This is a genomic window from Vibrio sp. 1CM2L (assembly GCF_023161695.1).
Lineage (GTDB): Bacteria > Pseudomonadota > Gammaproteobacteria > Enterobacterales > Vibrionaceae > Vibrio > Vibrio coralliirubri.
In genome coordinates, this window is record NZ_JALNTT010000004.1 from 318114 (window position 1) to 331759 (window position 13646).

A 13646-nucleotide genomic window follows, 5' to 3' on the forward strand; every position below is an offset into this window, starting at 1 on the left:
CGGAACACTGTAAAGTGCTCCGCCCTTTTCTTTGTCTGGCTCTACTCATACGTCGTAAGCCGTAAAACATTAGCCTATCGCCAAGGTATACAATCAGAAGGCTAAACGATTTCCCAGCTGTGGGTCATCTCTACGCCAGCACCTAGCATCAGACATACTGAACAGTATTTCTCTAATGAATCCGCACAGACTTTAGCAACAAGCTCAGGATCAAGGTTGTCACCCGATACTTCAAAATGAATATTAATCACGGTAAAGATTTTTGGCGCGGTTTCACGGCGTGTCGTTTCAAGTTTTGCATTACAGCCTGTGATGTTCTGGCCTGCAGATTTCAAACCATCAACCACATCAACAGAGCTACAACCACCAGCAGCCATTAACACCATTTCCATAGGGCTTGGCGCAGTAGCACCACCACTTCCATCCATCACGACAGAGTGGCCTGATTGAGATTGACCGAAGAATTTAAAGCCTTCGACCCATTTAACTTCTGCTTGCATGTTGATCCTTAGATGTACGAAAACGTCATCATTATCTATTATTTTACATCAATGCCTACACCCTACTACTGGCGGCATTTATGAGCAAGATTTTCTCAATGACATATTTTTTTCATGAATGATGCAATTTTTTCCATCTAAAACCTGTCTCTATTCGTACATTCAAAATCGAATGAGAAAAACGTCAAGATGAGGTATCTATGAATAAATTATCTAAAATATTGGTATCACTCGTGGTTGCGCTACCACTGATTTCGCTGTTTGTAAGCCAGACTGGCACTGCCAATACAATGGATAAAACAGCTAATTCAGGTAAAAGTGAAATCGCGACACTGGCTGGTGGTTGTTTTTGGTGTACAGAATCCGACCTAGAAAAGCTGACAGGCGTCACCGACGTTATCTCTGGGTACTCTGGTGGTGAACTAGAAAACCCAACCTACAAACAAGTATCCTCAGGCAAGTCTGGTCACATCGAAGTGATCAACGTGACTTACAACCCTGATGTTGTTAGCTATGAACAGGTTCTTGACCAATTCTTCAGACACATCGACCCAACCGATGACAAAGGCTCTTTTGTAGACCGAGGCCGTCATTATCGACCAGCTATTTTCTATCATAACCAAGCACAAAAAGATGTTGCTCAAAACTTCATGATGGAGATCGACAAAGCTAATATCTTTGGTGAACCACTAAAAACAGAACTGATTGAATTTGAAAAATTCTGGCCAGCGGAAGACTATCACCAAGACTATTACAAGAAGAGTAAAGTTCGTTATAACTACTACCGCTATGCTTCTGGCCGCGATCAGTACCTAGATAAGATCTTCGGTGACGATAGAAAAGAGAATCCACAAACACTCCGTCAGATCATCGACAGCAAAAATGCGACAGCTAATGCTAAGACCTACGTCAAGCCGTCTGATGCAGAGATCAAAGCGAAGCTAACCTCACTGCAGTACGATGTAACACAAGACGATGCAACAGAGCGCCCGTTTGACAACAAATACTGGGATAACAAGCAAGAAGGTATTTACGTTGATATCGTAACTGGGGAGCCATTGTTCTCTTCAAAAGACAAATACAAATCAGGTACAGGCTGGCCGAGCTTTACACAGCCAATCAGCGAGGCTTATGTCGTCACAACTACTGACTACAAACTGCTTTACCCAAGAACAGAGGTTCGCAGTAAGTTTGGCGATTCTCACCTAGGACATGTATTTAAAGATGGTCCAAAACCAACGGGGTTACGTTACTGCATGAACTCAGCCGCAATGCGCTTTATCCCAGCGGAAAAATTAGCAGAAGAAGGCTATGAGGAATACGTTGAGATGTTTGAGGGCTAAGCATTCAGCAATTAACGATCAGCCTATGACAACAAAGCCAGCATATCGCTGGCTTTGTTATTATTTACAGAGCTTTATTTATTAGCCTGTTAATCTTATTAACCCGTTAACACCGTGTCTTCTGGGTATTTCAACAAGGAAGGTTCTGGGCGAGCTAACATATAAGCCAAGGTCAAAGGACCGATACGTCCAATCACCATAACAACAATCATGATGTATTTACCTGGCTCAGTCAGGTTTGCGGTTAAACCGGCTGTTAAGCCAACCGTTGCAAAGGCTGAAATCACCTCAAACATGACTCGATCAAACGCTGCCTTTTCAGTAAGCATTAACAAAAACATCGCGGTGGTTAATAACGCCCCACTTACCACAATAATGGCCAATGACTTTGTTACCGCTTGCCAAGTTACGGTTCGCTTAAACATCACTACATGCTTTTTCTGACGTAGGAAGGCCCAAGTTGCGACAAAGGCGACGGCAAAGGTCGAAACCTTAATACCACCACCCGTTGAGGTAGAACCGGCACCAATCAACATCAGTACAATCATTACCAGCAATGCCGGCTGAGTGTATTGAGACAAATCCACACTATTAAAGCCAGCAGTACGAGCACTTGCCGACTGGAAAAATGCGGCTAGCCACTGTCCTTGAGTCGATAACCCTTCCATGGTTGCTGAGTTATTTCTTTCCAACAGCCAGAACAATACCGTACCTACCAACAATAGAGTCGGAGTGGCGGTTAGCATAATCTTGGTGTGTAAATGAAGATGTCGAAAACCTTTACGCCAGTTACTCGATAAGTCGCCGACGACGGTGAAGCCTAAGCCACCGAAAATAAACAAGCCAGCTAAGGTAAAGATCACCAATGGGTCATCAACAAAACTCATCATGCTGTCTGAAAACAGTGCAAAACCTGCGTTATTGAATGCTGATATCGCATGAAAAAGTGCATAAAAGCTACCCGTTGACCATCCCATTTCAGGCACCCAGCGGAAGCAGAGCAATACAAAACCGATAAATTCAGCCACTAATGCAAAGATGATGATCTTCTTAACTAATTTGCGAAGGTTAATCTTACGATCTTGGCCAAGCGCTTCTTTCGCTAGTGCTTGTTGTTTAAGGCTTAGCCTAACACCGAACATGTATAGCAGTACCGCAGATAGAGTCATCTGCCCTAACCCGCCGACTTGCATCAAGAACATCAGTAAGATTTTACCCGCCAAGGTGAAATGCTCACCGGTATCGACAACACCCAAGCCTGTCACACTGATCGCCGAGGTTGCTGTAAACAGTGCATCCGTAAAGCTTAGGCCTGTCACGGAGAATACAGGCATCGTCAACAATATTGCAGAGGGGATAAGTACGCCTAAGAAACTCGTAAGGATAATCTTAGGTTCAGAGCCTTTACGTGGCTTTTTATCACTCTTAAGCGTGTAGAAAGTACCTTTTCGTTTTAACGAATTCATACTGTTACCTTATTACCAATTACCAATTACCAATTGCGTAGCTTTCTAGATAAGGTCTCTTTCGGCCCAGCGATGATCACCACATCCCCAATTTCTAAACTCACATCCAGTTCTGGTGCTTTAATGAGGTTCGGTCCTCGCTTAAAGCCAAGCACCTCAACACCATTTTCTTTACACAGCTTAAGGTCGCCAAGTTTCTTACCCAACAAATTAGAACCGATAACAATCTCCGTCATCGCTAAACCGCTGCCAAGATCGATAAACTCAAGAACGCGTCTATCCAACATTTTACGCGCAACACGAATACCCATATCTCGTTCAGGCATGATGATATGGTCAGCACCAATCTTAGAGAGAATCTTGCCGTGAAACTTATCGTTCGCCTTAACCCAAACAGCTTTTGCGCCTGACTCTTTTACCACCAGCGTAGTAAGAATACTGGAGTTAACATCAGAGCCAATCGACACCATCACCATGTCGTAATCGTCGAGTCTTAACTCTTTGACGGTCTCCTCGCTTGTACAGTTCGCAACAATCGCTTGTGAAACAAAAGCCGCCGCTTCTTTCACTCGCTCTTCATCAATATCGACGGCGAGTACCTGTGCGCCTGAACTTTGTAGCTCTTTGCAAACAGATAAACCAAATCGCCCTAAACCGATAACTGCATATTGTTTGTCGCTCATTTGAAATCCTGTTTAGAAATTTTAATTACACGGGATAGCCAAACCTACATTAGTTTCTATCTCAAAAAAAGTTAGTTCTGCAAGAATAAGGTTATACTATTGTCATAATCGCTTGATTTATAAAGGTAGAGAACAACTCGAGTTTCTGCTAATTTCCAATTCATAATTTCTGCGGCAGCACACACAATGAATGAATTCATAACCCAAGTACAAGCCTACATCAACCAGAGCCATAGTGATTGGGCAAACAGCGTCCTATTCATCACTATTGCGAGTTTTCTCGCTTGGGTAGCTTGGCGAATTATCCATAATCGCTTAGAAATTCTGGTTCAGAAAACCCCTTTCCACTGGGATGATTTGCTACTAGAAGCACTGAAAACCCCAGTCAGCACATTACTTTGGTGTTGGCCTGCTACAGTATCTGTCGGGCTAATCCTTCAAGACCAGTTTGGTAATGAAATCAACTGGTTAAAAACTCTTAAGCACATATTGATTATCTGTACCTTCGTTTGGTTTACCTTACGAATGATCACTAACACTGAAGCGTATGTCTTAGAGCAAAAAACCAGAGACGAAACCACAGTGCAAGCTATAGCGAAAGTCGCTCGCTTGTTCTTTATGGTGATGGGCGGCCTAACCATCATGCAGGCGTTTGGGCTCAGCCTTTCCGGTTTACTTACCTTTGGTGGTGTTGGTGGCTTGATCGTCGGTTTAGCGGCTAAGGATTTACTGTCGAATTTCTTCGGTGGCATGATGATTTACTTCGATCGCCCTTTTAAAGTCGGCGACTGGATACGCTCTCCCGATCGTCAAATCGAAGGTACCGTCGAACGCATAGGCTGGCGTATGACCATCATTCGCACCTTTGATAAGCGTCCTTTGTACGTGCCGAATTCTGTGTTCAGTAACATTGTGGTCGAGAACCCATCAAGAATGTTGAACCGCAGGATCAATGAGACTTTTGGTCTGCGTTACCAAGATGCGAACAAACTGGCTCTGATTGTGGATGACGTAAAAGCCATGCTTGAAACTCACCCTGACATTGATTCCAAACAGACGCTGATCGTTAACTTTGATAAGTTTGGACCATCAACGCTGAACTTCTTTATCTATACCTTTACAAAAACGGTCAACTGGGTGAGATACCACGAAGTTAAACAAGATGTCCTTTTGCAAGTATTAGCGATTATTCATAAGCACAATGCAGATATCGCCTTCCCAACACAAACACTCAAAATCGATCCTCAGGGCTTTGGTGAAGAAATACAACAAAGTGTAATCAAACAATAAACTCATGTTTTCCCGGTAAAATCATGTGCTTTTCAGCTTTAATTAAACAAAAAGCCGCAAGTGATTGCGGCTTTCTCATGTAAGCAAACTGTATTATTTTAGCTGTCGAGCCGTATAGCTTTCGCTTGCGATTCCAGAGCCTTTCCGATTTTTCATTGTCACTTTAACTGAACGCTTAACATCGGCAACATCATAACGGATAACTTGACCTGAAAACTTGCTGTTACGTTTGAGCTCTCTAGCTTCCAACTTAATTATTTTGTTACAACGGTTCACATCACAACGGTAATCCCAATCGTTGTTGCCATCTTTCAAACTAAGCAGAATACGCTGGTTGCTTTTTCCTGACGTCACTTTAATGCCACGAGGTTGCTTGTCGATCGCTAAATCAAGGCCTGCTTTGCACGGCTGCTCTGCGTTGAAGCCCGATGCGGCTTGTACATTTGATATAGAAAACGTGTTTATCTCAATTAATACTGCACTCACCAGAACTGCCTTCATTGATACGAACCTTCACTTTATGGAGCGCCACACCATTTAACCGTTAACCATATGATAAGTAAATTCTTTTGTGGGATGATAAACCCTAAAATAAAAATATATAAAAAGCCCTTACTAGCGATTGCTAATAAGGGCTTTGAATTTGCAGCCGATTAGTGACTGGCTGTAATAATTAGATTACTTGTTACGGCGAGCTTCAACAGCGTCTGCCAGTTGGCGAAGTACTGTTTCAGTATCTTCCCAACCAATACATGCATCAGTCACAGATTGACCGTAAGTTGCAGCTTTGCCGTCAACCAAGTCTTGGCGACCTTCAACAAGGTGAGATTCAATCATCACACCAAAGATAGCTTTGTCGCCATCAGAAATTTGTGCGCTTACGTCGTCAGATACGTTGAGTTGACGCTTAAACTGCTTAGAGCTGTTTGCGTGGCTGAAATCGATCATCACTTTTTGTGGAAGACCAGAAGCTGCTAGCTCTTCTTTAATCTTACCAACGTGTTCTGCGCTGTAGTTTGGCTCTTTACCACCACGTAGGATGATATGACAATCAGGGTTACCTGCTGTTTCAACGATAGCTGAGTGGCCGTACTTAGTTACCGATAAGAAGTGGTGAGAAGCGCTAGCAGAGCGAATAGCATCTGTTGCGATCTTGATGTTGCCATCAGTACCATTCTTAAATCCAACTGGGCAAGACAGGCCAGAAGCCAGTTCGCGGTGAACTTGAGATTCTGTAGTACGTGCGCCGATTGCACCCCAACTGATTAGATCAGCAACGTATTGAGGCGTGATCATATCTAGGAATTCGCTTGCCGTTGGCATGCCCATGTCAGTTAGGTCAAGCAGTAGCTTACGACCTAGACGAAGTCCATCATTTAGCTTGAACGTATCGTTCATGTACGGGTCATTAATTAAACCTTTCCAACCAACGGTTGTACGTGGCTTTTCAAAGTAAACACGCATTACGATTTCAAGGTTATCACCAAGTTCGTCGCGCAACACTTTCAAACGCTTACCGTACTCAAGGGCAGCTTCTGTGTCATGAATAGAACATGGACCTACAATAACAAGCAAGCGGTCATCGCTCTCTTCTAAAATATTGTGGATCGCTTTGCGGCTTTCAAAGGTTGTAGAAGAAGCAACTTCGGTCGCTGGAAACTTTTCTAAAACAGCAACAGGGGGTAATAACTCTTTTACTTTGTTAATTCTTACATCATCAGTCTGGAACATTGCTTACTTCTTCCTTTTTTCTATCCTTGAGCTGAATGTACGTTGTCTCACGTCACTTTCTATCAGCACTAATCTTCTTGTTCCCTGTAACTTAACTAGTAAAAACTCTAGTTTCAATCACTAATTAAAAATAAACGCAATTTTTTTTGTGTTTTATATTTAAAACACCCTGTATACCATTATTTACACACTATCGATTGCGTATTTTATAGGAAGGTAAGAAGAGCCGTTCTTCAAAATACATCATGCATGTGAAATTGTGTCGAACTTAAAAACAAAAAAAGCTCACGTGATCAGCGTGAGCTTTTATTTAATTACATTCTTTTCAATGGCTTGACGACACTATCAAGCCCTTCAATCTTCAGAGCAAGACACAGTTTTAATAAGTCGCCGAGTTCACCAGACGGGAATCCTTTTTTATCAAACCATAAATCTATCAAATTTCTTCTGGAAACTGAACAACCATCACACTATTGAGCGGACATAGGCGTGCCTTAAAATGAACAGAGTTTTGTCAATTTTAACAAATCGGATTAGCTTCAACATAAAAAAGGCAAGACGATTATCTTGCCTTTTAGACTTTCTAGTAGCGATATTGGCAGTTAATCCAATGGAATAACTGAAATTTGTTCTTCTTCAAATAAGCCTTTTCGTAGCAATTCTTCTTTAGTTTCCTGAAGCCTACTTGTGTAAAACAATATCCGTAGATTGTCTTCTGCTCGAGAGAAGCTAACGTATGCTAACTTTTCTCCTCTATCCTGCTGTCCTTCAGTAGGTGTACCAAAGGTCTCTGGTGTCAGTAGTTTACAAAAGTTATAGTTGTTCCATGCTGCTTCTATATCATCTACAACAACGAGAACATCAGGGTACTCCTCTCCTTTCACCCCATGCTGCGTACTGTAATTCGTATTGTCACGAATAAAATCACAATATTTTTCAAGCTCTCTTGTTTGCATTTCTAAAAAACTGTCGCACAACCAATCTCCTTTTTCTTGTCCAAACTCTGCTCTATCATATACTTCTTGCCTTGGCTCCCGTATCAGCTCGTCCAAAACACGGTCAGAGAAATCAATCAGCTCTACTTCACTACAGTATTCCAATACATCTCTTACTTTGTCGTTGGCCCACTTTTCATCTAGAACACTTACGATTTCTCTAGCTTGCTCAACCATTTCTTTTAGTGGACGACTCTGATTCTTGCCATCAATTTTAAATGCAGGACCAATGCTCGTTAGAAGCTCAACTAGGCTTCGAATGTTTCCCGAGCGACTAGCTTCAATTAGAGGCCAAATTGAGCGAATTATGGGTTTAAGTAAGTAGTGATTTCCAGATTCATAACCCTCTTGTGCAACCGATGAAGCATAATCTCCAGTAAACAAGTTATGAAGCTCAGTAAATCCAAGTCTTCTTGCTATCATCTGCCTTACTAAAAACAGCCTGACAACATCAGTACGCACCTCCCATCCCCACTCTTCTAGGGCTTGGTCCATCCTTCCAAGTGAGCGTTCAACTTGAGCTTCGGAGTACCTGTTCCTTGGTTCGGACGGACGCTCAGCTTCAATCAATGTAATCTTTACACTGCCTTCCTTTTCACTGTTAGTTCCTGCCGGATACTGCTCAAGATCATTTCTAAACCGATTAAGGAAAGAAATAACGCTTGTAGAGCAGCGAAAGTTCTCTGTTTTATTGATTTCTTCCCCGCTTGCTGGCGGGCAAAAGCTGCCAGCTCTTTTGTCATAAATCTGTTGCCAAGGGTCTCCAAAAAAGCCAACTATAGGCAAACCTTCACCCTCAGCTACCCTCTGAAATGATTCAACAATTATCGGGAAAGTATCTTGTGCTTCGTCAACGAATACATAGGGATACCTGTAGCCAAAAGCTTTTTGAAAAATCGGGCGGTTAATCAATAAATATCCAGCTATTTCGATGATATCATCATGACTAAGCTTACCTTTAGCGTAATCACTAAATGCAGCATCATCATATTTAAAGGAAAGTACTTCAGGTAACACGTCAAGTTCATTAGTAAGGCTCTCTACTTTCTCTCTAGCCTTCAATGCCCTCTGACTTTGCCCACCATTATCTTTCGTTCTCTCCCTATCTATCAGTGCGGGGATCCTTGACTCAATTAATGCTCGACGAATATCGTCTGTAAATGTCTTTATTTCACCCCACAAAAAACTATGTAATGTTGAAACGACAAATAGATCACTATCACCTAAACGAGAAGAAATTACTTGCACCGCCCTTTTAGTGTACGTAATGCAGGCTACTTTTTGTCCATTTTTCTTTAATACAGAACCATACTTAGATTTAATAAGCTCTAACGCTTCGATCAATGACGATGTTTTTCCCGCACCAGCTCCGGCTATCATCGAAAAACTTCTATTCTCCGCTAAACAAGCCGCAACCCTTGTATCAGCTTCTGTTTGAATACGAACTGCCATTTAAGACTCCTCCTGCAGTTCTAGTGACTCATTAGTCTTTAGCCGTTCCTCCAACCACTCAAGTCCCTCTTTGATATAGTTTGGAGTTTTCCAATCGCTCTCAGAAAATAAAACTTCAAGAGCAAAGTCAGTCTTCTTGAAGCCTGAGGATTTCACCCTCTTATATATTTCTTCATAAGCCTCGTCCAAATTCACAGGGATCTCAATTCCTAGGCTTAAGTCTTGAGTTCGGAACAAACTAAAGTTTTCGTAGGCGAACGCTTCTTCGAGAGTACGAGGAACCATTACCAAACTATCTTTACCAACTTCATCTACTCTTATTCCGACCTGAAACGCAACCATACGGTCATTATCTGCACTCACTTTTGCTTCTTTATCAAGAGCCAATAAATCTTCTACCTTCGTTACACCCAATAAGCTTTTTAAGCAATTGTTAGATGTCAATGCTCCCTCAAAATCACCTTTTACTGCCGGATGACGCCCCTCAGGACTAACAGAATCGAGGTCAGTAATTACAAGATATGGGATGTTTAGAAACTTCAACAACCCAGTAAAACGATGAGCATATGCTCCACCGACCTCTAAGACCGATAAATACTTTGTTCGAAGTTTGGGAGCAGTTTTTTCTATCATTTCAGGAATCAATAGTTTTTCTACAGACCCTTCAATAAGAATTGCAGCATCAGCGAAGAATAAATCGCAATGCGTCAACCTCAGATAACGCAAAAGAAACGCCTTTGCTTTGTCAGAATCAAACGGTTCTTCAACTTCAGGGTTATGTGTAGGGACAAAGTCTCTTAAGCTATGTACCTTTGATGCATTAAAGGTGTCTACTGCTCTACGATCCTCACCTTCCAACTCACATCGTTCAAAATAACGGACTTTCTCAAAGTCGACTCTATCCAATATATGAGAGGAATGTGTCGACACTACCAACTGAGGAACTGGCTCACCTTCAGAAGCGTTAGACAACATGTGCCAGATATTACTGATAAATGCTTGTTGAACTTGAGCATGCAAGTGAACTTCAGGCTCTTCTATAAAAATTAATTGGCACAGTGGTCTGTTCTGTTCTGTATCTCTCCACTGAATATGAAAATGACTAATCTGGATAGCCATGTAAATGAGGTTTTTAAAGCCTAACCCATTATAGGCTTCAGGTAATTTATGCTGGCGTTGACTATCTATGTACACTAAATCTGTATTGCCCTGAAGAGCTTCCAAGGGGCTTAAAGAGGAGATAACCTTTAAATCTCTATCATTAACAGACGGGATACCCAAACCCTTAATAACTTTCATTAAACCACTAAAGTGCTCTTCGTAGTGTTCTGTAAGTTTTTGGTTGTTCTCATCAATTACTTGATAAGCACTTTCTGATGCTTTAGCTTGTTCCAAGTTACTCTTGTAAAAAGCAGAAAATGCAGTAGATAAACGGCTACTACGACTAGATTCATCATCATTTACACTTCGTTGAGCATCAAGAAAATCCACACGAAGCAAATTCCTAAATAGAGCCTTACCCTCCACGCTATCTATATGATTTTCAATAATTTCTTCTTGACGACTATCCAAAGAATAATAAGTCAGCTCATAAAAGCGACTAAAATTGGAATCTATATTCAGGAACTGCGATAAGGTAGTTTTTTGCTCTTCTCCATCAGGTGCAGGGTAAGCTTTTTTAAACTCCTCTCTCATTGCCTTTGGCTCTCGAGGTTGATACTTCAAACGAATACCAACCTTATTTAGTTGTTCTGACAATTCCGGCAATAGTGTAAATGCTCTGCCAAACGATATCTTTTCCGGGTCAATCGAGAACCATAAATCTAATTCTAGGGCCGGTAGTTCTTGCTCATCATTACCACGACCATACTCGTCAATGTCCGAAACCTTAGATACTGAAAGATCGTTTATAGAAAAAACCCTACTTCCATAGAAACACCGAAATGCAGAGGCCATTGACGTTTTTCCTGCATTATTAGGTCCGACAAGTATGGTCTCACCTTCTTCAAAATCTATCGAGACGCACTCCAAACGACGAAAGTTTCTGATCGCACAACTTAATAACTTCATGTACACCCTTATGCTATGTAACTTTATGATTAGAAGTAATGCTATAACTAGTCACGGTATAGAACTGTTACACAGCTCTGCAATTATGCATTCAAGCTCACAAATCAAGCCCCTAAATTCACCTAAGCGATGAATTACACACCAAATCACCCCACACCATAGTGCAACAATATACACATGAAGATTACAGCTAGTTAAGCCCTGTACTTAGTGGTAAATCGATTAATAGACTCTTGTATCATCACGGGTACCTCATTTGACTTGCCGATGTTGATTCAAGTTGTTGAAGTAAGCCTGACAGCACCAATGTCACCTTGACCTCCCTCTGGGAAAATAGAAGTGAAGAAGACAGAGCCTGAGAATGGTATCGGTGAGCTATAAATGTTTGAAGTGAAGCAACTGGAAGATAGGTATGAGCTTAAACCTTCTGTTCAACGAAGGTTAGAGATAGACTAATACCCCTAATCACTAGAGACGAAGTCTCTCCCCCAAAAACAAACTAATGTCTATGCTATTGGGTTTCTATGCCAGACTCACTTAAACCTACCTTGCTTTACTTTATCCCTTTTTCTTCTTTTAGAGCATTTAACAGTTTGTTTGCGACCAAAGCCCTGCGTAAAAAAGGCTTCAGGGAGATTATTGTCGAAGAATTTACGCTTAAAATCGAAATCCTTACAACTCCCGACGAACTTTTTACGCCAAGCTACGAAAGTAATACCCCTTAAATCGAAAACTCTACGCTATCTTGGAAAATCTTACGCTGTCTCTAACTATCAAATGATTTTTTGCACCGGGACTCAAGGAAATACACACACTTACAACAACGCAACCATAAACTATTGATTTTTATGAAACAAAAACCTTGAAACGTCCAAAACAAACATGGATATTCATCTCAAAAGCATTGATGAAATAAACTATGAAACTAACTGAAAAAACCACTGCACTACTGAGTAATTCACTGATAGCTCCCACAACCAACCAAGACTTATCTCGCCAAAGGTTAGTTTTATCAGCAGTAGGAGCATTCGACCCCTATAACAAAGCCTTACTCCACGTACTAGAGAACCTAGAAGCGAAAGAAAAAGAGCTTAGAGGCATGAAGTCACATTCTAATGACCAAGAGGGTTGGACTATCGAGGATTCAAGACAGCTAGTTTCAAACTACTTTTGTAACAACCCCAAGGCTCGTCAAATTACTTTTGACCTATCTGAGTATCTGGAGTTTTGGCTCGAAAAAAAATCAGTAACTGCTAAAAACTACACCTCTTTGTATAAAGAAATCACAAAAGAGTTTGCTACCATTACCTACTCGCTCAATGAAGGAAATGGAGTGACAACAATCGCTGTATTCAGTGAGGCTCACCTTGAAGATGGAGTATTGACTCTTCACATTTCACCTGAGTTTCTGCCTTACATAATTTTCTATAACAAGCAACTGCAAGCGTCTGGTTATAATAAAGTGCCACTTAAAGATCTCAGGGGCACACAGATGGAAAATACGACAAGACTGTATCTTCTGCTTTCAAAAGAGTACAAGCGAGTTGGAAAGCATCGTAAATATATTGATTTTAAAGTTGAAGATCTTCGGGAAGGATTAGGTATTGGTGACAAGTATGAAAAGTATGGCGATCTGGATAGGCACGTACTGACAAAGGCTCTAAATACTATCAATAGCTCAAATTCTTTCTTCTCTGGCAAGATTAAATGCAAAGTCACTAAAAGAAAAAAAAGAGCGCCAGTAGAAGTCCAATTCAGTTTCATCGAAAGTGATAAGCCCAAAATTTCACCTAAGCTGCAGGAAGCCTACAAAAAACGTCAAACACGGGAAGACTTGCTTAAAGCTTCTTTAGAGGCAGACGTTCACCTAACACCCGAACAAAAACTTCAGCAAAGTGAAGATTCGATTGGTCGTGCGTACATGCGCTGAAATGCATTTGACAAACACCAAGCAAGCGTTTGGTTGCTTGGTGGTACTTTTCTCACCATCTGGTCAAAATCAAAAACCACCATATTGACTTAACACTCAGTAGAGAGTTAATGTAGGCTTGAGTTCTACATGATGCGTTCGTCTAGCGTTCACAAGAGATAGCTTCTCTGCCCCGTCGCAGGCAAA

Annotated in this window: 11 protein-coding genes and 1 pseudogene; 4 read left to right on the forward strand and 8 right to left on the reverse strand. The window is 41.4% G+C overall.

Annotation, left to right across the window (positions count from 1 at the left end):
• Window positions 1-101 precede the first annotated feature (101 nt).
• Window positions 102-500 (reverse strand): OsmC family protein, encoded by a 399-nt coding sequence (locus MSG34_RS16235; RefSeq protein WP_248338519.1) that lies wholly within the window; start codon window positions 498-500, stop codon window positions 102-104.
• A 200-nt stretch (window positions 501-700) separates the two neighbouring features.
• Here MSG34_RS16235 and msrB point away from each other — a divergent pair, with 200 nt between their 5' ends.
• Entirely contained in the window at window positions 701-1843 is a 1143-nt protein-coding gene (msrB, locus tag MSG34_RS16240; protein WP_248338521.1) for a peptide-methionine (R)-S-oxide reductase MsrB, read from the forward strand.
• A 98-nt stretch (window positions 1844-1941) separates the two neighbouring features.
• On the opposite strand, the gene MSG34_RS16245 is transcribed toward msrB, so the two are convergent.
• Both MSG34_RS16245 and MSG34_RS16250 read right to left on the reverse strand, forming a co-directional pair.
• Window positions 1942-3309: a TrkH family potassium uptake protein gene (locus MSG34_RS16245; protein WP_248338523.1), complete on the reverse strand. Its 1368-nt coding sequence runs from the start codon at window positions 3307-3309 to the stop codon at window positions 1942-1944.
• A gap of 26 nt (window positions 3310-3335) precedes the next feature.
• Window positions 3336-3992 (reverse strand): TrkA family potassium uptake protein, encoded by a 657-nt coding sequence (locus tag MSG34_RS16250; protein ID WP_052880016.1) that lies wholly within the window; start codon window positions 3990-3992, stop codon window positions 3336-3338.
• Window positions 3993-4178: 186 nt separating this feature from the next.
• On the opposite strand from MSG34_RS16250, the gene MSG34_RS16255 reads away from it, so the two are divergent.
• Window positions 4179-5282 carry a mechanosensitive ion channel family protein gene (locus MSG34_RS16255; protein WP_248338525.1) on the forward strand — a complete coding sequence of 368 codons (1104 nt, stop codon included), beginning with the start codon at window positions 4179-4181 and terminating at the stop codon, window positions 5280-5282.
• Window positions 5283-5375: 93 nt separating this feature from the next.
• On the opposite strand, the gene MSG34_RS16260 is transcribed toward MSG34_RS16255, so the two are convergent.
• The 5 genes and pseudogenes from MSG34_RS16260 to MSG34_RS16280 all read right to left on the reverse strand — a co-directional run bounded on the left by MSG34_RS16260 (window position 5376) and on the right by MSG34_RS16280 (window position 11530).
• The gene (locus MSG34_RS16260) at window positions 5376-5783 is read right to left on the reverse strand and encodes a hypothetical protein (protein ID WP_248338527.1); all 408 of its coding nucleotides are present in this window, start codon (window positions 5781-5783) and stop codon (window positions 5376-5378) included.
• Between the two features lie 177 nt (window positions 5784-5960).
• A complete protein-coding gene (aroG, locus tag MSG34_RS16265) occupies window positions 5961-7013 on the reverse strand; it encodes a 3-deoxy-7-phosphoheptulonate synthase AroG (protein WP_248338529.1) in 1053 nt (350 codons plus the stop codon).
• Between the two features lie 314 nt (window positions 7014-7327).
• Window positions 7328-7444, reverse strand: a pseudogene (locus tag MSG34_RS16270) (DUF3820 family protein); the annotation flags it as partial.
• 171 nt (window positions 7445-7615) lie between these two features.
• A complete protein-coding gene (locus MSG34_RS16275) occupies window positions 7616-9460 on the reverse strand; it encodes a UvrD-helicase domain-containing protein (protein WP_248338531.1) in 1845 nt (614 codons plus the stop codon).
• Complete coding sequence (locus tag MSG34_RS16280) at window positions 9461-11530, reverse strand: AAA family ATPase (RefSeq protein ID WP_248338533.1); 2070 nt, start codon at window positions 11528-11530, stop codon at window positions 9461-9463.
• Window positions 11531-12054: 524 nt separating this feature from the next.
• On the opposite strand from MSG34_RS16280, the gene MSG34_RS16285 reads away from it, so the two are divergent.
• Window positions 12055-12255, forward strand: coding sequence for a hypothetical protein (locus tag MSG34_RS16285; RefSeq protein WP_248338535.1), 201 nt, complete (start codon window positions 12055-12057; stop codon window positions 12253-12255).
• Window positions 12256-12449: 194 nt separating this feature from the next.
• Entirely contained in the window at window positions 12450-13460 is a 1011-nt protein-coding gene (locus MSG34_RS16290; protein ID WP_248338539.1) for a replication initiation protein, read from the forward strand.
• Window positions 13461-13646 lie beyond the last annotated feature (186 nt).